28 protein-coding genes are annotated in these 25,658 nt (G+C 54.6%); 16 read left to right on the top strand and 12 right to left on the bottom strand.

Features of this window, described 5'->3' with window-relative positions; all coding sequences use genetic code 11:
• Nucleotides 1-54: 54 nt before the first annotated feature.
• On the bottom strand, nt 55-1,044 hold the full coding sequence (araF, locus tag M8014_RS10090) for an arabinose ABC transporter substrate-binding protein AraF (protein WP_271282337.1): 990 nt from the start codon (nt 1,042-1,044) through the stop codon (nt 55-57).
• Nucleotides 1,045-1,359: 315 nt separating this feature from the next.
• A complete protein-coding gene (locus M8014_RS10085; RefSeq protein WP_271282336.1) occupies nt 1,360-1,917 on the bottom strand; it encodes a DJ-1/PfpI family protein in 558 nt (185 codons plus the stop codon).
• Between the two features lie 522 nt (nt 1,918-2,439).
• On the opposite strand from M8014_RS10085, the gene M8014_RS10080 reads away from it, so the two are divergent.
• Together M8014_RS10080 and M8014_RS10075 are read left to right on the top strand one after the other, a co-directional pair.
• Nucleotides 2,440-2,943, top strand: a complete 504-nt coding sequence (locus M8014_RS10080; RefSeq protein WP_271282335.1) for a non-heme ferritin-like protein — start codon at nt 2,440-2,442, stop codon at nt 2,941-2,943.
• 171 nt (nt 2,944-3,114) lie between these two features.
• Nucleotides 3,115-4,458, top strand: a complete 1,344-nt coding sequence (locus tag M8014_RS10075; protein WP_271282334.1) for an anaerobic C4-dicarboxylate transporter — start codon at nt 3,115-3,117, stop codon at nt 4,456-4,458.
• A gap of 79 nt (nt 4,459-4,537) precedes the next feature.
• Here the strand turns inward: M8014_RS10075 and M8014_RS10070 are convergent, their stop codons facing one another.
• The gene (locus M8014_RS10070) at nt 4,538-4,789 is read right to left on the bottom strand and encodes a DUF2766 family protein (RefSeq protein ID WP_271268579.1); all 252 of its coding nucleotides are present in this window, start codon (nt 4,787-4,789) and stop codon (nt 4,538-4,540) included.
• 95 nt (nt 4,790-4,884) lie between these two features.
• Complete coding sequence (gene azuC, locus M8014_RS10065) at nt 4,885-4,968, bottom strand: stress response protein AzuC (protein WP_098946254.1); 84 nt, start codon at nt 4,966-4,968, stop codon at nt 4,885-4,887.
• A gap of 214 nt (nt 4,969-5,182) precedes the next feature.
• On the opposite strand from azuC, the gene M8014_RS10060 reads away from it, so the two are divergent.
• On the top strand, nt 5,183-6,604 hold the full coding sequence (locus M8014_RS10060) for an MFS transporter (protein WP_271282333.1): 1,422 nt from the start codon (nt 5,183-5,185) through the stop codon (nt 6,602-6,604).
• 41 nt (nt 6,605-6,645) lie between these two features.
• Here the strand turns inward: M8014_RS10060 and M8014_RS10055 are convergent, their stop codons facing one another.
• A complete protein-coding gene (locus M8014_RS10055; protein WP_271268581.1) occupies nt 6,646-7,284 on the bottom strand; it encodes an RpiB/LacA/LacB family sugar-phosphate isomerase in 639 nt (212 codons plus the stop codon).
• 245 nt (nt 7,285-7,529) lie between these two features.
• Between M8014_RS10055 and yecR the strand changes: the two genes are divergently transcribed.
• Together yecR and ftnA are read left to right on the top strand one after the other, a co-directional pair.
• A complete protein-coding gene (gene yecR, locus M8014_RS10050; protein ID WP_271282332.1) occupies nt 7,530-7,871 on the top strand; it encodes a YecR family lipoprotein in 342 nt (113 codons plus the stop codon).
• Nucleotides 7,872-8,078: 207 nt separating this feature from the next.
• On the top strand, nt 8,079-8,576 hold the full coding sequence (gene ftnA / locus M8014_RS10045) for a non-heme ferritin (protein ID WP_271282331.1): 498 nt from the start codon (nt 8,079-8,081) through the stop codon (nt 8,574-8,576).
• Between the two features lie 35 nt (nt 8,577-8,611).
• Here the strand turns inward: ftnA and M8014_RS10040 are convergent, their stop codons facing one another.
• Together M8014_RS10040 and M8014_RS10035 are read right to left on the bottom strand one after the other, a co-directional pair.
• Nucleotides 8,612-8,851, bottom strand: a complete 240-nt coding sequence (locus M8014_RS10040; protein WP_271282330.1) for a YecH family metal-binding protein — start codon at nt 8,849-8,851, stop codon at nt 8,612-8,614.
• Between the two features lie 67 nt (nt 8,852-8,918).
• Nucleotides 8,919-9,260 carry a hypothetical protein gene (locus M8014_RS10035; RefSeq protein WP_271282329.1) on the bottom strand — a complete coding sequence of 114 codons (342 nt, stop codon included), beginning with the start codon at nt 9,258-9,260 and terminating at the stop codon, nt 8,919-8,921.
• Between the two features lie 249 nt (nt 9,261-9,509).
• On the opposite strand from M8014_RS10035, the gene tyrP reads away from it, so the two are divergent.
• Entirely contained in the window at nt 9,510-10,721 is a 1,212-nt protein-coding gene (gene tyrP / locus M8014_RS10030) for a tyrosine transporter TyrP (RefSeq protein ID WP_271282328.1), read from the top strand.
• A gap of 32 nt (nt 10,722-10,753) precedes the next feature.
• Here the strand turns inward: tyrP and M8014_RS10025 are convergent, their stop codons facing one another.
• Nucleotides 10,754-11,419 (bottom strand): YecA/YgfB family protein, encoded by a 666-nt coding sequence (locus tag M8014_RS10025; RefSeq protein ID WP_271282327.1) that lies wholly within the window; start codon nt 11,417-11,419, stop codon nt 10,754-10,756.
• A 315-nt stretch (nt 11,420-11,734) separates the two neighbouring features.
• On the opposite strand from M8014_RS10025, the gene M8014_RS10020 reads away from it, so the two are divergent.
• The 5 genes from M8014_RS10020 to M8014_RS10000 all read left to right on the top strand — a co-directional run bounded on the left by M8014_RS10020 (nt 11,735) and on the right by M8014_RS10000 (nt 16,754).
• A complete protein-coding gene (locus tag M8014_RS10020; protein ID WP_271282326.1) occupies nt 11,735-12,856 on the top strand; it encodes a branched-chain amino acid ABC transporter substrate-binding protein in 1,122 nt (373 codons plus the stop codon).
• 97 nt (nt 12,857-12,953) lie between these two features.
• The gene (locus M8014_RS10015) at nt 12,954-13,868 is read left to right on the top strand and encodes an ABC transporter permease subunit (protein ID WP_271268588.1); all 915 of its coding nucleotides are present in this window, start codon (nt 12,954-12,956) and stop codon (nt 13,866-13,868) included.
• Between the two features lie 11 nt (nt 13,869-13,879).
• Entirely contained in the window at nt 13,880-15,169 is a 1,290-nt protein-coding gene (livM, locus tag M8014_RS10010; RefSeq protein ID WP_271282325.1) for a high-affinity branched-chain amino acid ABC transporter permease LivM, read from the top strand.
• Nucleotides 15,166-16,041: an ABC transporter ATP-binding protein gene (locus tag M8014_RS10005; protein WP_271282324.1), complete on the top strand. Its 876-nt coding sequence runs from the start codon at nt 15,166-15,168 to the stop codon at nt 16,039-16,041. The genes livM and M8014_RS10005 overlap by 4 nt, the downstream gene beginning before the upstream one ends.
• Nucleotides 16,038-16,754: an ABC transporter ATP-binding protein gene (locus M8014_RS10000; RefSeq protein ID WP_271282323.1), complete on the top strand. Its 717-nt coding sequence runs from the start codon at nt 16,038-16,040 to the stop codon at nt 16,752-16,754. Before M8014_RS10005 ends, M8014_RS10000 begins: the two co-directional genes overlap by 4 nt.
• On the opposite strand, the gene M8014_RS09995 is transcribed toward M8014_RS10000, so the two are convergent.
• The 4 genes from M8014_RS09995 to M8014_RS09980 all read right to left on the bottom strand — a co-directional run bounded on the left by M8014_RS09995 (nt 16,751) and on the right by M8014_RS09980 (nt 20,348).
• Nucleotides 16,751-18,334 carry a phosphoethanolamine transferase family protein gene (locus M8014_RS09995; RefSeq protein WP_271282322.1) on the bottom strand — a complete coding sequence of 528 codons (1,584 nt, stop codon included), beginning with the start codon at nt 18,332-18,334 and terminating at the stop codon, nt 16,751-16,753. The two genes, M8014_RS10000 and M8014_RS09995, sit on opposite strands and share 4 nt — an antisense overlap.
• Nucleotides 18,335-18,584: 250 nt before the next feature.
• On the bottom strand, nt 18,585-18,875 hold the full coding sequence (locus tag M8014_RS09990) for a heavy-metal-associated domain-containing protein (protein ID WP_271282321.1): 291 nt from the start codon (nt 18,873-18,875) through the stop codon (nt 18,585-18,587).
• A complete protein-coding gene (locus tag M8014_RS09985; protein WP_271282320.1) occupies nt 18,872-19,228 on the bottom strand; it encodes a mercuric transporter MerT family protein in 357 nt (118 codons plus the stop codon). Before M8014_RS09985 ends, M8014_RS09990 begins: the two co-directional genes overlap by 4 nt.
• Entirely contained in the window at nt 19,206-20,348 is a 1,143-nt protein-coding gene (locus M8014_RS09980; protein WP_271282319.1) for a transglutaminase-like domain-containing protein, read from the bottom strand. The genes M8014_RS09985 and M8014_RS09980 overlap by 23 nt, the downstream gene beginning before the upstream one ends.
• Nucleotides 20,349-20,822: 474 nt before the next feature.
• On the opposite strand from M8014_RS09980, the gene M8014_RS09975 reads away from it, so the two are divergent.
• The 5 genes from M8014_RS09975 to M8014_RS09955 all read left to right on the top strand — a co-directional run bounded on the left by M8014_RS09975 (nt 20,823) and on the right by M8014_RS09955 (nt 25,637).
• Nucleotides 20,823-21,806, top strand: coding sequence for an autoinducer 2 ABC transporter substrate-binding protein (locus M8014_RS09975; protein WP_271282318.1), 984 nt, complete (start codon nt 20,823-20,825; stop codon nt 21,804-21,806).
• Between the two features lie 61 nt (nt 21,807-21,867).
• Entirely contained in the window at nt 21,868-23,349 is a 1,482-nt protein-coding gene (locus tag M8014_RS09970; protein ID WP_271282317.1) for a sugar ABC transporter ATP-binding protein, read from the top strand.
• Complete coding sequence (locus M8014_RS09965) at nt 23,342-24,322, top strand: ABC transporter permease (RefSeq protein WP_271282316.1); 981 nt, start codon at nt 23,342-23,344, stop codon at nt 24,320-24,322. Before M8014_RS09970 ends, M8014_RS09965 begins: the two co-directional genes overlap by 8 nt.
• The gene (locus tag M8014_RS09960; protein WP_271282315.1) at nt 24,319-25,284 is read left to right on the top strand and encodes an ABC transporter permease; all 966 of its coding nucleotides are present in this window, start codon (nt 24,319-24,321) and stop codon (nt 25,282-25,284) included. Before M8014_RS09965 ends, M8014_RS09960 begins: the two co-directional genes overlap by 4 nt.
• A gap of 20 nt (nt 25,285-25,304) precedes the next feature.
• Nucleotides 25,305-25,637: a cupin domain-containing protein gene (locus tag M8014_RS09955; protein ID WP_271282314.1), complete on the top strand. Its 333-nt coding sequence runs from the start codon at nt 25,305-25,307 to the stop codon at nt 25,635-25,637.
• The last annotated feature ends 21 nt before the right edge of the window (nt 25,638-25,658 follow it).

The following is a 25,658-nucleotide window of genomic DNA, read 5'->3' as shown; positions in this document are numbered from 1 at the left end:
ATCGAGTAGTGAACGTCTGGCCCCCCAGTCTGCGGGGGGCACAATCACAGTAAATTACTTACCGCCCAGTCCTTTTTTCTCAAGCTCTGCTTTGAAGTTGTCGCGGGTGATCAGCACCACGTCGGTCACTTCGGTAAATTTCGCGGGCTCAGCCCCTTTGGTCACCCAGTTGTAGAGCATTTCGCTGGATTTGTAGCCGTGAACGTCCGGGCTCGGCAGCAGGGAGCCGTAGAAGCCGGTGCCCTGCGCTTTTGACAGTTCGCTCACCGCATCAACGCCGTTGATACCGATACCGATAACGTCAGCCGCTTTGAAGCCCTGCCCTTCGGTGGCGCGCACGCCGCCCAGCACGGTGTTATCGTTCATCCCGACCACCAGCCAGTGTTTCACTTCGGAATGCTGAACCAGCATTGAGTTCGCCGCATCAAAGGCGCCCGGGATATCGTTAGATTTGGTTGGCACTTTGTAGATCTGTTTTTCCGGGAAGCCCGCTGCTTTCAGAGCCTCCATCGAACCGCTGGTGCGACGACGCGCGGTATCCAGTTCATCGGCGGTAATCGCCATCACGGCGGTGTCTTTCACATCCCAGCCGCGTTTTTGCATCTCTTTGTACAGCTCTTGTCCCTGACGTTCGCCGATTTTGGTCGCCGCCATCATCACCAGCGGTACGGTATCCATCGGTACGCCTTTGGCATTGACGAACTGGTCATCCACGGCAATCACTTTCATGTCGTAGCCGCGGGCTTTGGCGACAATCGCCGCGCCCAGTTTTGGATCCGGAGTACAGATGACAAACCCTTTCGCGCCGCTGGCTGCCAGGCTATCGATAGCATTCAGCGTTTTTTCACCGTCAGGCACGGCGATTTTGATCACTTCAAAGCCTAAATCTTTCCCGGCTTTATCGGCGAATTTCCACTCGGTCTGGAACCAGGGTTCTTCCGGCTGCTTCACCAGAAAACCGAGCTTTAAGTTTTCCGCCATAGCGGATTGTGACATAACGGCAGCCAGACCAATGGCCGCCAGCGCTTTAGTAAATTTGTGCATGGTAAACTCCAGCTTCAGCGTTCTTTTATGTAGGGAAAAAACTTCTCAATATTTTTTAATCGGACTTAAAACAAGGCATTAGCGCCAGGCGTATTTAAAGCGCATTTGCTTGAGATAGTTTTAGCGGGAAATTAATCATCCATAAGAGAGCGCCATCACAGCGCAGAATTACAGTAATTGCGTACATACATTCAGCGGGAAATGACATAAAAAAGCACAGATTTGTCAGACAAATAGAAAGGGGTAAAGCAGATTAGTCCATAAGACCAGCTAAGGAATCCTTGTCATCCGGGCGCCTTGACGCCCGGACTTCAGTTACCAGGGGTAGTAGATGTGTTCGGCGTGATCCCGCACGGGGGCTTCATCACCCAGCAGGCGGGCAGAAATCGTCAGGGCAAAGTCAAATGCATGGCCCAGGCCTTTACCGCTGATCAGATTGCCATCTTCCACCACCGGCGCATCAACGTACTCACCATCCTGTACGTCCTGCCAGAGATCGCCTGAACAGACGTAGCGGCGGCCTTTCAACAGGCCGTTTCCGCCCAGCACACGGGCTGCGGCAGAGCAGATGGGGCAGATATACTTGCCCGCTTCGTCATGGGCCGCAACAAAGCGCAGCACCTCGGCATTGGCCGCCAGGTTCACGCTGCCCTGCGGGCCGCCCGGTAGGACGACGGCATCGTAGTCGCTGTCGATTTTCTCGCTCAGGGTGCTGTCGGCAACCATCGGGATATTGTGGTAACTCACCACCGCCCGCGACTCAGCGCAGGCCAGGGTCTCAACGTCAATGTTCAAACGGCGCAGGATATCAATCGTGACGATTGCTTCCGCCTCTTCGAACCCGGGTGCCAGCAGCACCGCAACTTTTGCCATAATAAACTCCATGATATAAAAAGATAAAACAACGTTTCATTTTCACAGAGTCGGTCAGGCTAAACTTCCTGCTGGATCACAGAACGGCAGATTGCCCGCAAAAATGATCGTGCGCAAATTCTGGAAGATGTAAAGATATATTAATAGTGCATATCACTAAGAATCTCCTTGGGTGAAATAAATTCATAATCGCACGCAGACTTATTTTCTGAATTAAACAACAAATGTTCAGCAACGTTAATGTCACTATCCAGAAGTGAATATAAATACTCTTATTAAACAATTTGTTATATTTTTACCACCTGTTCAGTAAATTATGACACCTGCACTATTTCCCTTATCTAAATATGTTCAATGAATAGTAAGAATATATTTATAAGCATTCTCTTATGAAAAATGGTCTGTTATTATTATTTTAATAATCACCCGAAATGAATAACCGATCACATACAGCGCTGACCGAATGAATCTATTATGGCGATAATTCCCCCAAATATGTTTCTCGGAAATAAGGAAGTTGCTATGGCTGTCCCCGGTATAATGAACAAACTGAACACGCAAATGAATCTTGAGTTTAATGCGTCCAATCTCTGCCTGCACCTGAGTGAGTGGTGCTCAGAAAACAGACTCAATGGCACCGCCACCTTCCTGCGTACCCAGGCCCAGAGCAACGTCACCCAGATGATGCGCGTGTTCGAATTTATGAAAGCGTCCGGTGCCACCCCAGTGCTTAAAGCAACAAGTATGTCCAATGAAGCATACTCTTCCCTGGAAGAGCTATTTCAACGGATGCTGGAAGAGTATGAGCAGCGTCATTCTACCCTGATTCAGTTGGCAGATAACGCCCGGGAAATGGACGACCTGCCAACCTTCGATTTTCTGCATGATATTGAAAAGGAACAGGAGCAGGATGGCTTACTGTTGAAAACGCTGATGGATGAGGTGTGCCTCGCGCGCCGCGCCGGAATATGTCAGGAGCAGACGGATCGTCATCTTCTGAATGTGGTGAATTGCCAGCATCACTGATCGCCTGCCTGCGCATTATTACCCGCCAGCAACGGGTGATAATGTGTTGCTATAAAGTTACCAACTCATTGCTTTTGTTAACCTTTAACAAATCCGATCTGGCTCCCACCCTATACCCTTACAACGTGTAATGATTTGGCGGAATTCTGCCATCGTTGACAAGGGAGTCTCATGATCACTGTTGAATTTATTGTCATTATCCTCTGCCTGCTAATCGGAACCCGGTTCGGCGGTATGGGGCTGGGCCTGATAAGCGGTATTGGCCTGTTTATTCTGAGCTTTGTTTTTGGCCTACAGCCCGGTAAGCCCCCGGTTGATGTGATGCTGACGATCCTCGCGGTGATTGGCTGCGCGGCCACACTGCAAACCGCGGGCGGTCTGAACGTGATGATGCAGTTTGCCGAGCGACTGCTCAGACGGCATCCGCAGCACATCACTCTGCTCGCCCCCTTCACCACCTGGACGTTGACCTTTCTGTGCGGCACCGGGCACGTGGTCTATACCATGTTCCCGATCATTGCCGACATCGCGCTGAAAAAAGGCATCCGCCCGGAGCGCCCGATGGCGGTGGCGTCCATCGCCTCACAGATGGCAATCACCGCGTCGCCGGTGTCGGTGGCCGTGGTATCGCTGGTGTCGATCCTCGCCGCCCGGCACGGAATGGGTCACGCATTTGGCATTCTTGAGATCCTGGCGGTCTCGGTGCCTGCCTCGCTCACCGGTGTCGCAATTGCGGCACTCTGGAGCCTACGTCGCGGGAAAGAACTGGCCGATGACGAGGAGTTTCAGGCCCGGTTACAGGATCCTGAGCAGCGTAAATTCATCTACGGCAGCACCGATACCTTGATGGACCAGCACTTTCCGAAACAGGCTTACTGGTCGACATGGATCTTCTTCGCCGGTATTGCGGTGGTGGTGCTGTTAGGCGCCCTGCCCGATCTACGCCCGGCGTTCGAGGTGAAAGGCAAAATGACCGCGCTGTCGATGAATCTGGTGATCCAGATGATGATGCTGATTGCCGGAGCCGTGATGCTAATGGTCTGTAAGGTCAATGCTGCGGCGATTTCGAACGGGGCGGTGTTTAAGGCCGGGATGGTAGCGATTTTCTCGGTGTTTGGCGTGGCGTGGATGAGCGATACCTTTTTCCAGGCGCATCTGGACGAGCTGAAGCTGGCCCTTGAGGGCGTGGTGAAAAGCCACCCCTGGACCTATGCCATTGTGCTGTTTCTGGTATCGAAGCTGGTAAACAGCCAGGCCGCCGCGCTGACGGCGGTAGCGCCGATGGGGCTGATGCTGGGGATTGAACCGAAAATGCTGATTGCCTTTTTCCCGGCGTCATACGGGTACTTTGTCCTGCCGACTTACCCCAGCGATCTGGCCTGCATTGGCTTTGACCGTTCTGGTACCACGCGCATCGGCAAATTCATCATCAACCACAGCTTTATTCTACCGGGGCTGATCGGCGTCAGCTGCGCCTGCGCCATGAGCTATCTGCTGGTCGAAACCTTTATGTAACCTTTATCCGGGCGGCCGTCGGCCGCCCGTTCACATATTTTTCACAAACCCATTTCCAAATTCGAAACATCGGTTTATTTTAGTGAGATTCGCCCTGTGGGGTGAACTTAAGCTCGATCAGCGCAATGGCTTTCTGCACTGCACGCAGCGTGACCGGGTCTGCCGAGGCAGGATTGCTGGCGAAATCGATGCTTTTCAACTGGCTGGACATCTTCTCACGCACTTCGGCTGGCGCAATAATTTCGATCACATCAAGGATTTGTTTGATAACCAACTGGCAGGCAACAACGTCAGAGACCAGTTCCTGATCGGCACTCAGGTTTTGAGACATAGGCTTCTCCTGTATTAAAGGCCGCCATAGTAGCAAAACGCTCGCCCCGATGCCGTTTGCAGGCATAAAAAAACCTGCCGCAGCAGGTTTTTTTATCAGAACATCGCGCCAGGCGGTACGTCCTTGAAGGTTTTGCAGTAGCTTTCAAACATGCTTTTCAGGATTTTGCGCAATTTCATCGGTTTACTCCAGATTATGTGTTATGCAGGTGTTTTCTTTTGATGCGCACATAATATGATCTCCATCACAAATTTCAATCATTTTGTGATATTCATCACGCAGGTTTATTTATAATAAAACCCTGTTCCGATTAAAAAATATTATAAATCAGATAATTAAATACAGTCGTATTCCAGTAAAAATTTCAAATCTTTTTTAAGTGGCAGAGGAAAAATGACAGACAACATCTCCGGAAAAGCGTCCAGCGGGATGTCCCCCGCCGCGCTGCTGGTGGCAGGTGCGTTCTTTATGGAGTTTCTCGACGGCACCGTGATTGCCACGGCGCTGCCCGATATGGCGAGAAGCTTTGGCGTGCAGGCCGTCGATCTGAACATTGGTATCAGTGCGTATCTCATCACCCTGGCGGTGCTGATCCCCGCCAGCGGCTGGATCGCCGATCGCTTTGGCGCGCGCAAAGTCTTCACCCTTGCGCTGGCGATCTTTACCCTCGCCTCAGTGCTGTGCGGCCTGGCAAACACCGTCGATCAGTTTGTCGCCATGCGCGTGCTGCAGGGCATGGGGGGGGCGTTAATGGTGCCGGTCGGTCGACTGGCGGTGCTACGCACTACGCCAAAACATCAGCTAATCACCGCCATTGCCACCCTCACATGGCCTGCGCTGGTGGCGCCCATCATCGGCCCGCCGCTGGGCGGCTTTATTACCAGCTACGCCGACTGGCGCTGGATCTTCTTTATTAACGTCCCGCTGGGGCTGATTGCCATCGTACTGGCGCTGCGCATTATTCCCGACATCTATGAAGAGACGCGCCGTCCCTTCGATATACCGGGCTTTATCGCCACCTCGGTGGCAATGGTGAGCCTGGTCTACGCCATGGAGTCGATGGGATCTCAACACGTTAACACCGCCCTGACCCTGGCGCTGCTGGTACTCGGGGGCGTGACCCTGACCTATGCGCTGCGCCATTTCCGCCGCGCGCCGTGGCCGATGATCCGTCTGGATGCTTTGCAGGTGCCAACGTTTCGCGTGACCATGTACGGCGGTTCGCTGTTCCGGGCCTCGATCAGCGCCGTGCCTTTCCTGCTGCCGCTTATGTTTCAGGTAGGATTCGGGATGGACGCGTTTCATTCCGGGCTGCTGGTGCTGGCGGTGTTTGTCGGCAACCTGACCATTAAGCCCGCCACCACGCCGCTGATCCGCACCCTGGGCTTTAAAAAATTGCTGCTGATTAACGGCGCGTTGAACGTGCTGGCGCTGCTGGCCTGCGCCCTGTTAACCCCGCAAACCCCGGTGTGGGTCATTATGCTGGTGCTGTATCTCGGCGGGGTGTTCCGCTCGATTCAGTTTACCGCCATCAGCACCCTCGCCTTTTCCGATGTGCCTTCCCCGCAGATGAGCTACGCGAACACCCTGTTCTCGACGGCGACGCAGCTGGCAGTGGGGCTGGGGATCACCCTGGGCGCCATCGGGATCCGCATTGGCGAGCTGTTCAGCAAGATGCTGGGGATGGCGACGCTGCCGGGGATCAGCTTCCGCCTGGCATTCGTGGCGATTGCGCTGGTCTGTCTGCTGGGGATGTTTGATACCCTGCGGCTGGTGAAAGATGCGGGCAGTGCGGTGTCGAAAAAACAGGCATAAAAAAAGCCAGCAGATGCTGGCTTTGATCTGGTGTTGGCAATTTAGCCGGTAATACCGCGAACAAAGGCTTCGATCTCTTTATCCTGGCAGTTCTCATAGAAGCACTGCTGGAAGCGCTGACCGGAAACCGCAGTTTTAATCAGCTCTGGATCGATAGCGCGCAGGGTGTCGAGATAGTTCTCTTTCACCACCGCAGCTTTAACCTGATTCAGGATGCCCGCGTTGCGAACCTGTGGCTCTTTACGCTCTGGCGGGTAGCCTTCGCCTTTACGGCCAGTGAAGGCTTTTTCGAAGATAAAGCGCACGTTCAGCTCTGCGCCCCAGCCGAAGCCTTTGGCGAATGGCAGTGAGAGCGCGTTACCGTTGTTGATTTGGGCAAACAGGAAGGCATCAGCAGGATCGATGCAGTAGCCGCACACCACACCCGGATGGATGTTCAGGGACATCAGCGCGCCCTGACCGGTGCCGCAGCCGGTGACCACGAAATCGACCGCTTTTGAGTTCAGCAAAATGCTCGCCATGATCCCCAGGTGAATGTAGGTCAGGTGATGGTCGTTTTCATCGCTCATGCCTACGTTGTAAACCGGGAAGCCTTTGTCATCGGCAACGGCTTTTAACTCATTGAGGATGGTGGCGTTTTTGTTCGCCTGACTGTTTTCCATCATCAGTGCAATTTTCATTCTTCGTCTCCTGAATACGATGCGGACGTCCCGCTGTGAATAGCTAACCCGACCAACCTTACTACTAAGCAAACGCACTTTCAAATTAAGTGAAAAATAGTTTTAAAAAATTAAGAGGCGCTCACAATTTTGGGATCGGAAGAGGGTTTTACATCGATTTATGGGCAGATTGCGCGGCTAATCCAGCCATTGCAGGATTGTTATGGCGGTAGTATAGGTTATTTCAACTCCATCCAGAGCGTTCTATGAAGAGATTATGTACGGTTGGCCTGGTCCTGCTGCTGGCGGGTTGCGGCATCACTCGCAAAGCAGAAGTCAGCAGCGTCGATGTAACGTCGGGTATCGTCCGGCTTGATTATGGTCAGCCCATCTTTCAGACTTCACACGATGACGCCTATATCACGAGTGCCACCGCGACCCGCGAATGTCAGGCAATGGGGTACAGCACCGCCACGGCTTATGGTCAGCCGGTGGAAACCTGCAGCGTCATCAGCGGTTCCCTGTGTCTGAATTCCACCCTCACCGTCCAGTATCAATGTCATGGCTATGCCCCGCGCCCTGCCGTCACGACCTCGGCTTATTATTAAGCGTATTGCCAGCGAGACTGCTGGCAATAATAACGTTAAACACGAAACAGAATAATTCTCATTAATAATATTCAATTCAGTGCAATGCGTGTTATTCCCATTACTGTTATCATCATTTAAATAATTACGTTACCTTTTGCAAATAATTAAATAACAAATTATAGTGGCGCTCACGTTGACCTGTTAATAATAAAACGGAGCTACACCATGCTTAAACCCGAAATGATCGACAAGCTGAACGAGCAAATGAATCTGGAGCTTTACTCCTCCCTGCTGTATCAGCAGATGAGTGCCTGGTGTAGCTATCACAGCTTTGAAGGTGCGGCGGCATTTTTACGCCGTCACGCGCAGGAAGAGATGACCCACATGCAGCGTCTCTTTGATTATCTTACCGATACCGGCAGCCTGCCGCGCATTAACCCGGTGGCCTCCCCGGTGGCGGAATACGCCTCTCTTGACGAACTGTTCCGCGCCACGTACGAACATGAGCAGCTGATCACCCAGCAGATTAATGCCCTGACCCATGCCGCAATGACCAGCCAGGATTATCCAACCTTTAATTTCCTGCAGTGGTATGTGGCAGAGCAACATGAAGAAGAGAAGCTGTTTAAATCGGTTCTCGATAAACTGTCGCTGGCAGGTAAATCAGGTGAAGGTCTGTACTTTATTGATAAAGAGCTGTCGACGCTCGACGCCCAGAAATAATGACTATGCGGCGTCGTAATGACGCCGCATTATTATTAATGGCGGCAGATTTTACTTTCGTGAGTTGAAAACCCCTCTTCCAGCGGAATAAATTTACCGCGCGCCGCCAGAAACGCCACCAGCTCCGCCGCCGTCAGGTCAGATGCCGAACAGGTGTGAAACCGCGCCGCTTCCCCGTAGCGTGCGGTAATTGCCGCAACCAACCGCTGTTCCGTATACGGCTCGCCAGAATCAATCATCATTGTCAGCACGTCGTGCCCATGAACAGATGCCATAACCCCTCCACAAAGAAAGGCGCAGCGTAAACGCTTCTTGCCCTGCCCGCCTTGCGCTGGCTCAGGTTTACATGCAGCCTGCACAGCTGGTACAGCGCCAGTCCTCGCGGTTTACCGCATGGTAAAACTGGCGATAGCAGTCCGTTTCCAGCGGAATACCATGGTCAAAAAAGAGATCGGTCAGCCATTCCACGTTCTCAATAATCCACTCATCCTCCGGCAACCCCTGGGCGAAAGTTTCATCCTCGGGATCGATAATGGAGTAGATGGCCCAGGTGCCCATATCCTTCTCCTGCCGGGATTCGGGCAGATTCAGCAGCTGTCCCTGCCAGTGGAGGATCCAGTGCCCGTGACACAATAAATTGCCTGACCGGCTCCATTTCGCGCTGAAGGGGTTGCTCTCGGGCATCGTGGCCTCACTTTTTTTGATTATTTATTAGAATTGTTTACGTTACGCCGGATTATCAAACGAAAACATTCTCCTTATGAACCAGGCACCTACCCACAATTTGCCGGGCATACGCCCAGCGGCGGACTTAACGCAAATATTGTAAAGTTCTGGTTACACTCTTTGTAACGCCGGTTTGACGAATCTGCGCTTTTCCCTTACGCTGCGCCGCAGATTTTGTCGCGATGACGTGTGGTTGTAGAGGAAAGCGTGAAAAACAGAACTCTGGGTAGTATTTTTATCGTCGCCGGGACGACGATTGGTGCCGGGATGCTGGCGATGCCGCTGGCGGCAGCAGGCGTGGGGTTTGGCGTCACGCTGGTGTTATTGGGGACATTATGGGCGCTGATGTGTTACACCGCCCTGCTGCTGCTCGAGGTTTATCAGCATGTTCCCGCCGATACCGGGCTCGGGTCGCTGGCCGGGCGTTATCTGGGCCGTTTTGGTCAATGGATAACCGGCTTTAGCATGATGTTCCTGATGTACGCCCTGACTGCGGCCTACATCAGCGGTGCGGGGGAGCTGATCGCCTCCAGCGTCAACGACTGGTTTAATGCCGATATTTCCCCGTCGACCGGGGTGATCTTCTTTACCCTGATTGGCGGCGGCGTGGTCTGCGTGGGGACGTCGCTGGTCGATCTGTTCAACCGCTTCCTGTTCTCGACAAAAATCGTGTTCCTGGTAGTGATGCTGGCTCTGCTGGCGCCGCATATCCATAAGGTCAACCTGCTGACGCTGCCGCTGGAAAAAGGGCTGGCGCTGTCGGCGATCCCGGTAATTTTTACCTCGTTTGGCTTCCACGGTAGCGTGCCGAGCATTGTCAGCTATATGAACGGCAACGTGCGCAAGCTGCGCTGGATCTTTATTACCGGCAGCGCCATCCCGCTGGTGGCCTATATCTTCTGGCAGCTGGTGACGCTGGGCAGTATCGACTCGTCCACCTTTATGGGGATGTTGGCCAGCCATTCCGGGCTCAACGGGTTACTGCAGGCGCTGCGTGAAGTGGTTGCATCACCGCACGTGGAGCTGGCGGTGCATCTGTTTGCCGATCTGGCGCTGGCGACCTCGTTCCTCGGGGTTGCGCTGGGCCTGTTTGATTATCTTGCTGACCTGTTCCAGCGCCGCCGTACCCTCGGCGGGCGTCTGCAGACCGGGGCGATCACTTTCCTGCCGCCGCTGGCGTTTGCCCTGTTCTATCCGCGTGGGTTTGTGATGGCGCTGGGCTATGCCGGTGTTGCGCTGGCGGTGCTGGCCCTGCTGCTGCCGTCGCTGCTGGTGTGGCAAAGCCGTAAGCATCATCCCCAGGGCGAGTACCGCGTACCGGGTGGGAAACCGGCCCTGTGTCTGGTGTTTGCCTGCGGGATTATGATTATTCTGGTGCAGTTTGGCATTGCGGCGGGGATACTGCCGGAAGTGGGGTAAAAAAAGGGCTCATTTCGATGAGCCCTTTTTCATTAATGTAAACAGCAGTTCTTGAACTTTTTGCCGCTGCCGCATGAGCAAGGATCGTTGCGGCCCACTTTGGTGCCGTTAATGACCGGCTGCTGCGTCGTTGGCTGCTGAGGATTGGCGCTCCAGTAGTCGTACAGGCGCAGCGCCGCCGGACGAATGGCCTCCACGCTGTCGTGGAACTCTTCCTCTGTGAAGGTTTCCAGACGTTCAACGTTCTCTTCCGAAGCGTGCAGCGCAATGGCATCCAGATCCGCCTGCAGCGAGTGCGGCAGCATCGACCAGTCGGTCAGCGCCACGCCGCGCATGTAGCCAAAGCACCACTCTTCCACCACGGTATAGCTCTTGCCGTCGACGTCATTCTCGCCAAATACCGGCTCAAACTGATCCTGATAGTCGCTCAGGCGCTCGGCGATATCATTCATATGTTTAAAGCACAGATCGAGGAAGCGGTTCATCTCGCGATCGTTCTTCCAGCGCGGAATATGCTTCTCGCCGCCCCATACCGCCACCAGCCAGCGATCGGGCTCAACCACTACCGGGCCCGAGAGTACCGCTGTCAGCATGCCGTCGAGCTCTGAAACGTCCATCACAGATTCGTCATGGCCGTACGTCATCAGCGTCTCTTCCAGCCACTCCAGCTCATTTTCATTTAACGGACCTTCAGTCATGGTCATTCTCCAGCAGAATAGAAATTTGGGTGCAGGGTAGCACAGAACGCCCCTTAACACGCGCTGTTGCGCCAGACGGGCAATGATGGTGCATAACTGCACGGATCGTGACCCTCGCATAACTTATGTCTCTTATTGTTAATGAGATGTGATCCCCGCTGTAATTTCACTTCACCGCGCCGGGGGGGCGTAAAACGGCGCTCTATACTGAAAATTGTCGAAACCCAGCGGCGCGCCGTCAATTCTGGCAACCCTTTTGCTTAATGTTGCTGACGTTGAACGCCGTTATATAAACCTCCTGAAAGGTACGTACACATGTCGCTGAAATTTATCAGAAGTCCGCTTTCTCTTATGTTGGCAGGTTGCCTGGTGACGGCATTTTCCGCCCAGGCTGATATCGTCATTGGCGTTGCCGGGCCGTTTACCGGACCTAACGCCACCTACGGGGATCAATACTGGCACGGTGCGACCCAGGCCGCAGAAGACATCAACGCCGCCGGGGGAATCAACGGCGAAAAAATCAAGCTGGTGCAGGGGGATGATGCCTGTGAACCTAAGCAGGCTGTGTCGGTGGCTAACCGGTTGGTAGACCAGGATAAAGTCAAAGCCGTGGTCGGCCATTTCTGTTCGTCTTCGACGATGCCCGCTTCTGAGGTCTATAACGACGCGGGCGTGCTCGCCATCACCCCGGGCTCGACCAACCCGCTGATCACCGAACGCGGCATGAGCGATATGTTCCGCATGTGCGGGCGCGATGATCAGCAGGGCCAGGTCGCCAGTGACTTTATTGTCGACAAGCTGAAAGCCAAACGGGTGGCGATCATTCATGACAAAGACACCTACGGCCAGGGGCTGGCGGACGCCACCAGAGCGGCGCTGGCCAAACACGGCGTCAAGGATGTGATGTACGAAGGGCTGTCGCGCGGTGAAAAAGACTTTAACGCGCTGGTGACCAAAATTGGTGCCCAGAAGCCGGACGTGGTGTTCTTCGGCGGCTGTCACCCGGAAGCCGGGCCGCTGGTGCGCCAGATGCGTGAGCAAGGGGTGCAGGCCAAATTCTTCTCCGGTGACTGCATCGTCAACGAAGAGATGGTCACCGCTGCCGGGGGCGCGAAATACACCAACGGCATCTATATGACCTTCGGTAAAGACCCGCGCCTGATCCCGGAAGGCAAGGCCGTTATCGAGAAATTCCGCGCCAGCAAATTCGAGCCGGAAGGCTATACCCTTTACTCCTACGCCTCTGTGCAGGCCATTGCCGCGGCATTCAAAGCCACTGGTGGGTCCGATCCGGCCAAGGCCAGCGCCTGGCTGAAAGCTAACCCGGTGGATACGGTGATGGGCAAAAAATCCTGGGACAGCAAAGGCGACCTGAAAGTCTCCGACTACGTGGTGTATGAGTGGGACGACAAAGGTAAATATAAGGAAGTGCAGTAACGGGAAGGAGTCACGCTCAACGTCGGCATGTGCGCATGCCGACGCACAATAATCCTCAGGCCGTTCGCAAGGCGGCCTATTACACGAGCGCGCAGCGATGGAAACATTCTTTCTGCAGCAGTTGATAAACGGCTTAACGCTGGGGTCCGTGTACGGGTTGATTGCCATCGGCTACACCATGGTATACGGCATAATTGGCATGATTAACTTCGCCCACGGTGAAGTGTATATGATCTCCGCCTATCTTTGCGCCATCGGCCTGGCGCTGCTGTCTTTCTTCGGGCTGGAGTCGTTTCCGCTGCTGATCCTCGGCACGCTGGTGTTCACCATCGTGGTGACGGGGGTTTACGGCTGGACCATCGAACGTATCGCCTACAAACCGCTGCGCAACTCCACGCGCCTGGCGCCGCTGATCTCCGCGATTGGCATGTCCCTGATCCTGCAAAACTACGCCCAGATAAGCCAGGGCCCGCGTCAGCAGGGGGTACCGACCCTGCTCGACGGCGTGCTGCGCTTTCATATTGGCGAAGGTTTTGTCCAGATCACCTACACCAAGGTGTTCATTCTGATCGCCTCGTTTGCCGGGATGCTGCTGCTGACCTGGATAATCAGCCACACTCGCTTAGGGCGGATGTGCCGCGCGGTACAGCAGGATCGCAAGATGGCGTCGATTCTGGGCATCAATACCGACCGGATCATTTCCCTGGTGTTTGTGATTGGCGCGGCGATGGCCGGACTGGCTGGGGTGCTGATCACCATGAACTACGGCACCTTTGATTTTTACGCCGGTTTTATTATTGGCATTAAAGCCTTTACCGCCGCCGTCCTCGGGGGGATCGGATCGCTGCCCGGCGCGATGCTGGGGGGCTTAATCCTCGGGATTGCCGAAGCGCAGTTTTCAGGGATGGTGAACTCCGATTACAAAGACGTGTTCTCCTTTGGATTGCTGGTGGTGATCCTTATTTTCCGTCCTCAGGGACTGCTTGGCCGCCCTGTCGTGGCTAAGGTGTGAGGGAATCAACGATGACATCGCAGACCGCTTCTCACGACAGTTTTTCGCTTAAACGCTGCGTCCTCGATGCCATTTTTGCGGGCATGGTCGCGTTAATCATTTTTGGCCCGGTCGCAGGCGTAGTGCTGGACGGCTACAGCTTTAACTTTGAAGGCCAGCGGCTAGTGTGGATCATTGCCACTGTGATGACCGGCCGTTTTTTACTCAGCGCCTTTCTGATGACCGCGGTGGGTCACCGGGTGGCCGCGCGCTTTGATAACGATAATTCGGGAGTGTATGTGCGCCCGCCCGAATACAAAAGCCGGATGCGCTGGATTATTCCGCTGATTGTCACCCTGGCGATCTGCTTTCCGTTTGTCGCCACCAAATACGTGCTGACGGTGGCGATCCTCGGGCTGATCTACGTTCTGCTTGGCCTCGGGTTGAATATCGTGGTCGGGCTCGCGGGCCTGCTGGACCTCGGCTACGTCGCTTTTTACGCCATTGGTGCCTACGGTCTGGCGCTCGGCTACCAGTATCTGGGGCTCGGGTTCTGGAGCATGCTGCCGCTGGCGGCGCTGATGGCCGCCGCTGCGGGGGCGCTGCTCGGCTTCCCGGTGCTGCGCATGCACGGGGATTATCTGGCGATTGTCACCCTCGGCTTCGGGGAGATTATCCGCCTGGTGCTGAACAACTGGCTGACCTTTACCGGCGGCCCGAACGGTATTTCTGCCCCACCCCCTACCCTCTTCGGCCTCGAGTTTGGCCGTCGGGCCAAGGACGGCGGCGTGCCGTTCCATGAGTTTTTCAATACCACCTTTAACCCCAACCTGAAGTTCATCTTTATCTACGTCATTTTACTGCTGGTGGTGCTGCTGGTGCTGTACATCAAGCACCGCCTGACCCGGATGCCGATTGGCCGGGCCTGGGAAGCGCTGCGTGAAGACGAAATTGCCTGTCGATCCATGGGGCTTAACCACGTGCTGGTGAAGCTGTCGGCCTTTACGCTGGGGGCCTCCACGGCGGGTATTGCCGGGGTGTTCTTCGCCACCTATCAAGGGTTCGTCAACCCGACCTCGTTCACCTTCTTTGAGTCGGCCCTGATCCTCGCCATTGTGGTGCTCGGCGGGATGGGCTCCACCCTCGGGGTGGTGCTGGCGGCGTTTGTACTCACCGTCACCCCGGAACTGCTGCGCACCTTCGCGGAGTACCGCGTCCTGCTGTTTGGTGTGCTGATGGTGGTGATGATGATCTGGCGGCCGCGCGGGCTGATCCGTATTAACCGCAGCGGCTTTGCGGTGCGTAAGGGAGTGGCACCATGAGCGACATGATCCTGAACGTTGAGCACCTGATGATGCACTTTGGCGGTATCAAGGCGCTCAACGACGTTAATCTTGCGGTGCAGCGCGGCTCCATCACCGCGCTAATCGGGCCAAACGGCGCGGGTAAAACCACGGTCTTTAACTGCCTGACCGGGTTTTATAAAGCCTCCGGCGGCAACATTCTGTTTAACACCCGCAGCAAGACCACCAACGTGATTCAGATCCTCGGGCAAAAATTCCAGCCCGGCGACTGGGTCAATCCGGCGCAGCTGGGGCAGCGCATTTTCTACAAAATGTTTGGCGGCACCCATCTGGTGAACCGGGCCGGGCTGGCGCGAACCTTTCAGAACATCCGCCTGTTCCGCGAAATGTCGGTGGTGGAGAACCTGCTGGTAGCCCAACACATGCAGGTTAACCGCAATCTGCTGGCCGGGGTGCTGAACACGCCCGCCTACCGCCGGGCAGAAAACGACGCCCTCGACCGGGCCTTTTACTGGCTGGAGGTGGTGGATCTGGTGGACTGCGCCAACCGGCTGGCGGGGGAGATGTCTTACGGCCAGCAGCGGCGACTCGAGATCGCCCGCGCCATGTGTACCGGGCCGGAGATGATTTGTCTTGATGAACCGGCCGCCGGGCTGAACCCGGTAGAGACGCGCACCCTGAGTAAAATTATCCGTTTTCTGCGCGACCATCACGGCATCACGGTCCTGCTGATTGAACATGATATGGGGATGGTGATGGAGATATCGGATCACATTATTGTTCTCGACCACGGGGACGTGATTGCAGAGGGCAAACCGGAGCAGATCCAGCACGACGACAAGGTGATTGCCGCGTATCTGGGCACCGATGAGAGCGAGGTTAGCCTATGAGTGAGCCGATGCTGGAGTTTCGCCAGGTGGATGTGTTCTACGGAGTTATCCAGGCGCTCAAACAGGTCTCCCTGCAGGTTAACCCCGGCGAGACCGTAGCGCTGATTGGCGCCAACGGCGCGGGAAAATCCACCCTGCTGATGTCGATTTTCGGCCAGCCGCGGGTGCGCAGCGGGGAGATTCTGTTTTGCGGGGAGGACATCAGCCATAAGTCGACGCACTACGTGGCCTCGGGCGGCATTGCCCAGGCCCCGGAAGGCCGACGTATTTTCCCGGATATGACTGTGGAAGAGAATCTGCTAATGGGTACCATCCCCGTCGGCAATCAGTATGCGGCGCAGGATCTGCAGAGCATGTTCGACCTGTTCCCGCGCTTAAAAGAGCGGCGCAAACAGCGGGCAATGACCATGTCCGGCGGCGAGCAGCAGATGCTGGCGATCGCCCGGGCATTAATGAGTCGGCCGAAATTACTGCTGCTGGATGAGCCGAGCCTCGGGCTAGCGCCGATTGTGGTGAAGCAGATCTTCCAGACGCTACGCGAACTGGCCCGCAACGGGATGACGATATTCCTTGTAGAGCAGAATGCGCACCACGCGCTGAAGCTCTCGGATCGCGGCTACGTGATGGTGAACGGTCAGATCCGCCTGAGCGGCAGCGGCGAGGAGCTGCTGGGCAATCAGGACGTGCGCAAAGCCTATCTCGGCGGGGTTTAGTTCACGCCAGCTTCTGACAGATCGCTGGGGAGCTGTGAATAGTCGATTTTCTCGAGCTTAAAGTTTGTCACCCAGGCCGGGCCCGCCGCCTGCTCCGAGACAAATTGATAGTCTGGCGTCAACGATTTGGCCTGAATGCCGGTCCAGTCAGAGAAGAAATAGAGGAAATCGTTGCCCGAGCGGCGGGCGTTAATCAGTCGACGCGCCTTGTCGTCACTGGAGATCACCATCATGGGCACCTGATAGTTCTCCTGATACTGGTCGCCATGGGCCATATATTGCCCTCCGGTCAGGCGGGCTTTATAGGTGAGGCCGTGGTCAGAAAAATAGACCATCGAGAAGCTGTCGCCCGTTTTTTGCAGCTGCTGATAGAGTTGTTTGAGCAGGGTGTCGGTTTGCGTCATGCTGTACAGATAGCAGGAGGTCTCTTTCGACTGCACAAACTCGGCATATTTCCCCTGGGTGCGTTCGCAGGCCTGCGGGTGAGAGCCGAGCAGATGCAGGACGATCATTCGCGGTTCGGGGCCGGGAGTCGACAGGACCTGGGCGGTCATCTGCAGCAGCGAGTCGTCCCGGGTATCCTCCCCTTCCTCGTAATTCCCCTTTTTCAGAAACTGCACTTCATCCGCGCGTTTCGCGATGCTGGCAATGGCGGTATCGTATTCCCCAATTTGCCCGTGATTGGAGAACCACCAGGTGCGGAATCCCGCGCGATTCGCCAGCGAGACAATATTGTCCTGATAGTGCGGAACGCCGTCGACAACCCGGGTTAATGACATCCCGAGCGAAGTCTGCGTCGAGCCGCTGGAGGCGATAAAATCAAGAAACAGCGTGCCGTTAACGGTGCTGGCAAACGGCGTATTGTCCCACTGGCCGCCGAAGGCACCTAACGCATCCCGCCGGGCGCTCTCACCAATTACCACCACGTAGGTCTGGTAGCGGGGTTTAACGATCAGCACCTGCCAGGAATCCTTTTGCCTGGAAAGCTCCAGCATCCGCGCTTTTTCATTGACCACTTCCTGATTATTAATTACTACATCTTTCACAAAGCGGAAGACGGGATATCCCGTATCCATCAGGCTGAAATGGCCCCACTTCAGCAGATTTTTAACCGGAACCGCAAACAGACAGGCAATACAGAATACCAGACACAGTATATCGACGCGGCGCCAGCTATCTTGCGGTGTAATTTTACGCCGCTGGGCAATAACGCCGGATACGATAATCGCAGCGGAAACTAAATAGCTATACCACGGGAATAGCGTAATAATTTCCGTGGATTCAGTGAAATTCGTGGCGTGCAAAGCCAGCAATGTATTGAAATTTGGTGAACCGTAGGTCATGCCAAAGGGGAAATAGAGCGCAGCCAGCAGGCTACAAATAGCCACAACCCCCTTTTGCAGGCGGGGTGCGACGCGCCACAGCACAAATAACAGGCAGCTAAATGCCAGCGTATGCAGCAGGCTAAAGGAATAGCCAAACGAAAAATTTATCACCAGCGATTGCAGGAAATAAAAGGGTATCCACGTATTAAGCGTAATACCGCGCACCAACAGGGTATATTTAGCCGCTATGTTCATATTTACCCTGATTTACACGAGCCCGCTCCGAACCCTGATAACAGGATGGAGAACACGGCTGAGCGAGACGACAGAATATTACAGAAGATAGAGTCGCAGGATAAGAATATCAACGCCACGCAGAAGTATATTCCGCAAGCGCAACGAATATCATAATAATGAATAAATCACCCGTTCGGGTGATGATGAGTCTTGTAATTTGTTCTGCAAGACTCACAGAGCATGATGGATATTTAAGCCATGATTAACGTTATTGTACTGGCAGTTTATCAATACGGTTCACTGACGCCGTATATCCCGTTTTAGCAACGGCGTTTACCAGCGTGTCGGTCGGGAAACCTTCCGCCACAATCACCTCGGTTTGCCGGGTCTTTAATGAAGCTTTCGCTTTGATCACCCCTTTCGTTTCCCGCAGCGCCTGGTTCACCGATATGACGCACAGGGAACAGGTCATGCCCTGCACATCAAGCACCACTTTTTGATTCGCCGCCAGGGCGAACAGCGGAAGGAATAAGCAGGCGATCAGCGCCAGTCGTTTCATTCAAACACCTCGTAAAACCAGGCGATCACCGTCGGATAGAACAGGATCAGCAGCATGAAAGGCAGTATCAGCCAGAAAAGAAAACGCATCTGCCCGAGCGTTAAACGGCCGGTACACCACAGCCGTTTTGAGAAATAGAGCCGCCAGAAGACGCGCAGCATCAGCCCCAGCGACAGGACGATCATCGGGACTCGCAGAAATTCCAGCTGGCTGAGCCCGGCAAAACCGGCCGCCGAAATGCCAAACAGCAGATACAGCAGCGGCCCGACGCAGCAAAGTCCGGCGGTGACGGCAGCCGCAGCGGCCGTCAGCAGGGTCACGCCCGCGCTTTTAGCGTTGTTCTGTTGAGACATACTGATACGCGAACACTTTCGGATCGTAAAAATTGAGCGGATCGCCGTCCACTTCAGCATACGGGTAGCCAAAGTTGTTCATCGCCCCCTGCTCCGTCGCCGGATACAGTTCGAAATCGCGCCCGTAATTGAAGCCCACCCAGTTCATTTCCCAGTTGCCAAACAGGTAGGTATTCACCGCCTGCACGTCAGGATCCTGATGGGACTTTTTCTCGGCCAGCCGCATTTTGGTGACATCCGCCGGGTCGCACGGCAGCCAGCCGTAGCCCGCCAGATAGAACTCTGCCCGGCAGTGCTGACCGCCGCTGACGTCGGCCACGCCGGCGCTGTCGGCTTTACCGAAGGCGCTGGCGGAGTAGCGCTCAAGCTTGTTGGCTTTACCCAGGCGAATACCAAACAGCTCGCGCGCCGGGATCCCGCTGGCCCGCGCCAGCGCCACAAACACCGAACTCATGTCAGTGCATTTGCCGCTGAGCTTGCCGCTTTGCAGAAGGGTTGCCACGTCGCCGGTCCCACAGCCGATCACGTTGTTATCGCGTTCCATATGGCTACTGACCCAGTCGTAAATCAGACGCGCTTTTTTGAGCGGATCCTGTTCGTCGCCGGTAATTTTTTGCGCCGTTTCACGCACGACGCCATCAACCGGGGTATGGGTTGTCGGCAGCAGATAGGGTTTAACGTCCAGGGGATAGACGATCGCTTCCGGGGCGCGCCAGTTTTTCAGCGCATTGTGTTTCAGCGGCTCCCAGTCTGCGGTTTCGATCTCCAGATCGAGCTGGAGCAGCAATTCGCCGTCGGATTTCGGCCAGCTGGCGAACAGCGTTCTGGCGCCGTAGGCGTTATTGGTGGTGATGTACGCCTGCTGGTAATTACCGCTAAACGACAGCCCGGTCAGCTGCTGAAAGGCGGTCTCCACCGGCAGCGGGATCCACAGGTTGACCACCCCGCTGGAGCCCTGCGGCGGTGCCAGTTTGTAGGTTTGCGACAGCGCAAAGCGGCGACGCATCACCGGCGCGGCGAGCGGCTTCAGGCTCTGAACCGTGGGGCTTGCTAAGGCCGGGCCGACTAAACCTGCGGCAGAAAAAAGAACGCTATTTTTAAGAAATTGTCGACGCAGCATGGGGTCCTGTCCTTTGAAGGTGAAGGTTCATCACAGTGGACAGCGTCAGGCGCAGCAAGGCGAAGCGATGGGGTTTATTCATCAATAACAGACCTGTTAACTGTGAATGAAAAATCGAAGCGCCGTTATTAGGCGTGATCCAAACCACATTGTACAGGCGTGAGGTCAAAAAACAGGGAAATAACCGCAATTAAAACAGGGGTTGCCTATCGGGCGGTTAAGATGTGACCTGACGCCCAAACCTGCGCATTCGCATAATCGTCCATGCCATAAGCCAATAGTTCCATAACATTATAAATATGAAAACCCTACTGTTTATTCTTAAATTGGCTTTTATTATCCACTGAATAAACGGGGATATTGAATGGGAGGGAATCACGTTCATCACCTAATATTAAAATGCGCATCGCAATATCAAACAGCCAAACAACGTTATCACTCTATTTTATTTTCACCACCATTCAGAGGTATGAAATGAGTAAAATGTGCGTAACAAAATTATTGTCTGCTGGCTTGCTGGGACTGATGGTTTTTTCCACCGCTGCAATGGCGAAAGAAATTGAAGTGGTCAATATTTCCAAAATTGATGGCATGCCCTGGTTTAATCGCATGGGTGAAGGCGTCACGAAAGCAGGCAGCGACCTCGGCATTAAAGCCTCGCAGGTGGGCCCTTCCAGTACCGATGCTCCTCAGCAGGTCAAAATCATTGAAGACCTGATTGCGAAAAAGGTCTCCGCGATCTCTATCGTTCCCAATGACGCCGACGTTCTGGAACCGGTATTCAAAAAAGCGCGTGAAGCGGGCATTGTGGTATTAACCAATGAATCGCCGGGACAGCCGAGCGCCAACTGGGATGTTGAAATTATTGATAACCAAAAATTCGCCGCCGATAACGTCGAAGAGATGGCGAAAGCGATGGGCGGGAAAGGCGGCTATGTCATTTATGTCGGCAGCCTGACTGTGCCTCAGCATAATTTGTGGGCGGATTTATTTGTTAAATACCAAAAAGAGCACTACCCGGAGATGTTTGAAGTCACCAACCGCATGCCCGTGGCCGAGAATATCGACGATGCCCGTCGTACCACCCTCGATCTGATGAAAGCCCATCCTGATATGAAAGGGATCGTGTCATTTGGTTCCCAGGGGCCGATTGGTGCGGGCCGCGCGGTGAAAGAGAAACGCGCGAAAGGGAAAGTGTTTGTCTACGGGATGATGATCCCCTCCCAGGCGGCCTCGCTGATTAAAAGCGGTGACATTACCATGGGGATCACCTACGACCCGGCCTCTGCGGGTTATGCCTTGACGGCGGTTGCCGACAAGATCCTGAAAGGGGAAACAATCGGCAAAGAGTTGGATATCCCGAACCTTGGTAAAGCCGATGTGGATACCGAAAAACGGATCATCAAATTCCACAAAGTGCTGCGCGTCACCAAAGAGAATATCGATAGCCTGTATTAATCAGCCAGCCCGGCACGCCCTTCTGACAAGGGCGTGTTGTCTGAGCCCCTGCGAGGTAGCAATGAAGCCGTTTATTTCACTGGGTAAGATCAGCAAAACCTTCTACGGTGTGAAAGCGCTGGATAACATCGCCCTGACGCTATTTCCCGGAGAGGTTCACTGTCTGGCCGGGCAGAATGGCTGTGGCAAATCCACGCTGATTAAAATCATCTCGGGCGTCTATAAACCCGACCCCGGATTTGAGATTGCCATTGAGGGCAAACGCTATTCCCACCTCTCCCCCATCGACTCGGTCAAAGCCGGGATCCAGGTAATCTACCAGGATCTCTCTTTATTCCCCAACTTAACCGTGGCCGAAAATATCGGTATCCACCAGCACCACCATAATTTGCTGGTTAATAAGCGCGAAATTCGACGCATCGCCGCCCTGACCATTAAAAGCATTGACGCGCAACTGGATCTGGACGCAACCGTGGAATCCCTGCCGATTGCCCAGCGCCAGATTGTGGCTATCTGCCGGGCGCTGGCCCAGGAAGCCAGACTGATTATTATGGATGAACCCACCGCCTCGCTCACCATGCAGGAAGTCAAAGGACTGCTGCGGGTGATCGGTGACTTAAAGAAACGAAACATCTGCGTGGTATTCGTCAGCCACCGGCTGGATGAGGTGATGGAAATCTCCGACCGCATCAGCGTGCTCAAAAATGGCACCCTGATCGGCACTTACCCCGCCAGCGACATTAACAATAAAAAGCTCGCCTTCCTGATGACCGGTAAAGCGTTCTCGTATGCGGTACTGCCGCCGGTAGAAAAAATCGGCGAAGTGGCGTTAAGCGTCAAAAACCTCACTAAACATCAGCAGTATCACGACATCACCTTTCAGATCCATCAGGGCGAAATCCTGGCCATTACCGGGTTATTGGGTGCCGGGCGCACGGAACTCTGCCTGAGTTTGTTTGGGCTCACCAGACCGGATTCCGGCGAGATGATGCTGGAAAATAAGGTCGTGCATTTCGCCAGCAACCGGGATGCGGTAAAAGCCGGGATTGGCTACGTCTCCGAAGATCGGATGAGCACCGGCCTGGTGATGGATCAGTCGATCAATGACAATATTATTTCGACGGTCCTGCAGCGGCTGAAAACGCCTTTCCGGTTACTGGATACCTCAAAGTCCGACCGCATCGTCGCAGATCTGGTTGAGCAGCTGAGCATTAAAATTAGCAGCGTGACTCTGCCGGTCAATACCCTGTCCGGCGGCAACGCCCAACGGGTGGCGATTGCCAAATGGCTGGCCATTAATCCCAAAGTGTTGATTCTTGACTCGCCCACCGTCGGCGTCGACATTGCCAATAAAGCGGGGATCTATCAAATCATCTCCGCCCTGTCGCGCAAGGGGATCGCCGTGCTGATGGTCACCGATGAAATCGATGAAGCCTTCTTTAACAGCCATCGAATTTTAGTGATGCGCAAAGGCGAAATCATCGCCGAAATTCTCCCGGAACATACCACGGAAGCCGCTCTGGCAGAGGTCGTCAATGGGTAAACACCTCGGGGTTAAAACCCATGAACTGTTTTTAGGGCTGACGATACTGGCGATCGGCGGCTATCTGTCGTTTGCCAGCGACGAGTTTATGACCTTTGGCAATATCTATGACCTGATCAACAACTACGCCATGCTCACCATCCTCGCCTGCGGCCTGTTTATTGTCCTGATATCCGGTGGGATCGATATCTCCTTTCCGGCAATGACCATCATTGCGCAATACGTGATGGTCACCTTGATTCAGGGAACCAGCGGCAACTTTGCACTCGCCTTTGCCCTGTCTGGCGGACTGGGGCTGCTGCTGGGCATGGTCAATGCCGTACTGGTCAATCGCCTCAACGTGCCTTCGATCATCATTACCATATCCACCCTTAATATCTTTTACGGCCTGCTGCTGTACCTGACCAAAGGTGTCTGGTTGTACAGCTATCCGGAGTGGTTTGAACAAGGGGTGATGCTGTTTAAATTCACCGCCGCAGATGGGTATGACTATGGCCTGAGCCTGCCGATCATTACCCTGATCGTGGTGGTGGCGTTAACCGGCTTTATCATGAACAAAACCAGCGTCGGTCGCATGATTTACGCCATGGGCGGCAACCGCGAAGCGGCGTCGCGAATGGGATTCGGCATCTTGAAAATGCAGCTGTTTGTTTACGGCTATATGGGGCTGATGTCCGGCGTGGCGGGCGTGGTGCAGTCGGCAACCGTGTTAACCGTGGCCCCGGACTCTTTACTCGGCTATGAGCTGACGGTTCTTGCCGCCGTGGTGTTAGGCGGCACCAGCATTGTTGGCGGGCGCGGCACGCTGCTCGGCACCTTGCTGGGGGTTATTTTACTGGCCGTGTTACAAAACGGTCTTAACCTGTTAGGGATCTCCTCTTACTGGCACACGGTGGTCACCGGGGTGGTGATTGTCACCAGTATCAGCATGACCGCATGGAGCCAGCGCAAAGGCCAGGGAGTACGAGTATGAGCGCCAGAAAACCCCAGGATCGCGTTGAAATTTACCTGAGCCTGCTTATCGTCGCTGTTGTTATCGCGTTTAGCTTCCTGATCCCGTCGGTGTTCTGGTCTTCCGCCAACTTCCAGTCTATCGCCTCACAAATGCCGATCCTCGGCGTGCTGGCCTTAGCGATGGCGGTCACCATTCTCACCGGTGGGATTAACCTCTCAATCATTGCCACCATGAACGCCTGCGGGCTGGTGATGGCCTGGGTCGCCACCCACTATCCCCCGACCTTTGGCAGCATGCTGCTGGTGATCGCCGCCGGTCTGGCGATGGCCATCGTGATTGGTTCTATCAATGGGTTCTTAATTGCGGTGGTGCGCGTATCACCGATTTTAGCGACGCTTGGGATCATGACCCTGCTGAAAGGCATCAATATTCTGATCTCTAAAGGCTCGGCGATCTCGAACTTCCCGGACTATATTCTGGTGATTAACAGCACCAATATCCTCGGCATCCCACTGCCGCTGCTGGTATTTCTGGCGGTGGTCTGCGTTCTGTGGGTGATCCTCGAAAAAACCGCCTTTGGTCGCAGCCTGTATCTGATTGGCTCCAACGAACAGGCGACCCATTATTCCGGGATCAACACCCGCAAAACCCTTATCTGGGTCTATATTCTCTCTTCGGTGCTGTGCGTAATCGCCGCGCTGCTGATGATGTCAAAGCTCAACTCGGCCAAGGCCTCTTACGGCGAGTCTTACCTGCTGGTGTCGATTCTGGCGGCGGTGCTGGGCGGCGTAAATCCTGATGGCGGCTTTGGTAAAGTCTTTGGCATGGTGATGGCGCTGATTCTGCTGCAAATGCTGGAAAGCGGTCTGAACATTCTGGGCGTGAGCAGCTATATCACCATGGCCCTGTGGGGCGGCCTGCTGCTGGCGTTTATTTTCCTGAAAGGGGCCCATCTCTCGCACGTATTTCGCCGATCGTAATCATCAGCGGAGGTATCCGGATGGCGTTGAATCTGTTCTCAAATCTTCCCGACAGCGTGGTTCACGGCGAGGCGGAAATCTTTGATATCTTGCTGTCTGCACCGGGGATCAAAATTGAGCGCATCCTCTCAACCGGCCAGGCCAGTCCGCCTGGCTTCTGGTACTGCCAGAGCCAAAGCGAATGGGTGGTGGTGATCAGAGGTTCGGCAGGGGTCAAATTCGAAGAGGACGATACGGTGCGGATCCTGCATCCGGGGGATTCCGTGCATATTCCCGCCCACTGTCGGCACCGGGTGGAATGGACCGACCCGCAGGAGCCGACGTTATGGCTGGCGGTGCATTACAGCCCGTAATGTGTGGGCGCGACGCGCGCG

This window comes from Silvania hatchlandensis, from assembly GCF_025564065.1.
In the GTDB taxonomy this organism is placed as follows: domain Bacteria; phylum Pseudomonadota; class Gammaproteobacteria; order Enterobacterales; family Enterobacteriaceae; genus Enterobacter; species Enterobacter hatchlandensis.
The sequence above is the reverse complement of the archived record's forward strand: the minus strand, read 5'-3'. Positions and strand labels throughout refer to the sequence as shown.

Excerpts from the sequence above, each read along its gene's own strand:
- araF (WP_271282337.1), bottom strand. The coding sequence starts at position 1,044 with ATGCACAAATTTACTAAAGCGCTGGCGGCCATTGGTCTGGCTGCCGTT.
- M8014_RS10085 (WP_271282336.1), bottom strand. The coding sequence starts at position 1,917 with ATGGCAAAAGTTGCGGTGCTGCTGGCACCCGGGTTCGAAGAGGCGGAA.
- M8014_RS10080 (WP_271282335.1), top strand. The coding sequence starts at position 2,440 with ATGGCTGTCCCCGGTATAATGAACAAACTGAACACGCAAATGAATCTT.
- M8014_RS10075 (WP_271282334.1), top strand. The coding sequence starts at position 3,115 with ATGATCACTGTTGAATTTATTGTCATTATCCTCTGCCTGCTAATCGGA.
- M8014_RS10070 (WP_271268579.1), bottom strand. The coding sequence starts at position 4,789 with ATGTCTCAAAACCTGAGTGCCGATCAGGAACTGGTCTCTGACGTTGTT.
- azuC (WP_098946254.1), bottom strand. The coding sequence starts at position 4,968 with ATGAAATTGCGCAAAATCCTGAAAAGCATGTTTGAAAGCTACTGCAAA.
- M8014_RS10060 (WP_271282333.1), top strand. The coding sequence starts at position 5,183 with ATGACAGACAACATCTCCGGAAAAGCGTCCAGCGGGATGTCCCCCGCC.
- M8014_RS10055 (WP_271268581.1), bottom strand. The coding sequence starts at position 7,284 with ATGAAAATTGCACTGATGATGGAAAACAGTCAGGCGAACAAAAACGCC.
- yecR (WP_271282332.1), top strand. The coding sequence starts at position 7,530 with ATGAAGAGATTATGTACGGTTGGCCTGGTCCTGCTGCTGGCGGGTTGC.
- ftnA (WP_271282331.1), top strand. The coding sequence starts at position 8,079 with ATGCTTAAACCCGAAATGATCGACAAGCTGAACGAGCAAATGAATCTG.
- M8014_RS10040 (WP_271282330.1), bottom strand. The coding sequence starts at position 8,851 with ATGGCATCTGTTCATGGGCACGACGTGCTGACAATGATGATTGATTCT.
- M8014_RS10035 (WP_271282329.1), bottom strand. The coding sequence starts at position 9,260 with ATGCCCGAGAGCAACCCCTTCAGCGCGAAATGGAGCCGGTCAGGCAAT.
- M8014_RS10025 (WP_271282327.1), bottom strand. The coding sequence starts at position 11,419 with ATGACTGAAGGTCCGTTAAATGAAAATGAGCTGGAGTGGCTGGAAGAG.
- M8014_RS10020 (WP_271282326.1), top strand. The coding sequence starts at position 11,735 with ATGTCGCTGAAATTTATCAGAAGTCCGCTTTCTCTTATGTTGGCAGGT.
- M8014_RS10015 (WP_271268588.1), top strand. The coding sequence starts at position 12,954 with ATGGAAACATTCTTTCTGCAGCAGTTGATAAACGGCTTAACGCTGGGG.
- livM (WP_271282325.1), top strand. The coding sequence starts at position 13,880 with ATGACATCGCAGACCGCTTCTCACGACAGTTTTTCGCTTAAACGCTGC.
- M8014_RS10005 (WP_271282324.1), top strand. The coding sequence starts at position 15,166 with ATGAGCGACATGATCCTGAACGTTGAGCACCTGATGATGCACTTTGGC.
- M8014_RS10000 (WP_271282323.1), top strand. The coding sequence starts at position 16,038 with ATGAGTGAGCCGATGCTGGAGTTTCGCCAGGTGGATGTGTTCTACGGA.
- M8014_RS09995 (WP_271282322.1), bottom strand. The coding sequence starts at position 18,334 with ATGAACATAGCGGCTAAATATACCCTGTTGGTGCGCGGTATTACGCTT.
- M8014_RS09990 (WP_271282321.1), bottom strand. The coding sequence starts at position 18,875 with ATGAAACGACTGGCGCTGATCGCCTGCTTATTCCTTCCGCTGTTCGCC.
- M8014_RS09985 (WP_271282320.1), bottom strand. The coding sequence starts at position 19,228 with ATGTCTCAACAGAACAACGCTAAAAGCGCGGGCGTGACCCTGCTGACG.
- M8014_RS09980 (WP_271282319.1), bottom strand. The coding sequence starts at position 20,348 with ATGCTGCGTCGACAATTTCTTAAAAATAGCGTTCTTTTTTCTGCCGCA.
- M8014_RS09975 (WP_271282318.1), top strand. The coding sequence starts at position 20,823 with ATGAGTAAAATGTGCGTAACAAAATTATTGTCTGCTGGCTTGCTGGGA.
- M8014_RS09970 (WP_271282317.1), top strand. The coding sequence starts at position 21,868 with ATGAAGCCGTTTATTTCACTGGGTAAGATCAGCAAAACCTTCTACGGT.
- M8014_RS09965 (WP_271282316.1), top strand. The coding sequence starts at position 23,342 with ATGGGTAAACACCTCGGGGTTAAAACCCATGAACTGTTTTTAGGGCTG.
- M8014_RS09960 (WP_271282315.1), top strand. The coding sequence starts at position 24,319 with ATGAGCGCCAGAAAACCCCAGGATCGCGTTGAAATTTACCTGAGCCTG.
- M8014_RS09955 (WP_271282314.1), top strand. The coding sequence starts at position 25,305 with ATGGCGTTGAATCTGTTCTCAAATCTTCCCGACAGCGTGGTTCACGGC.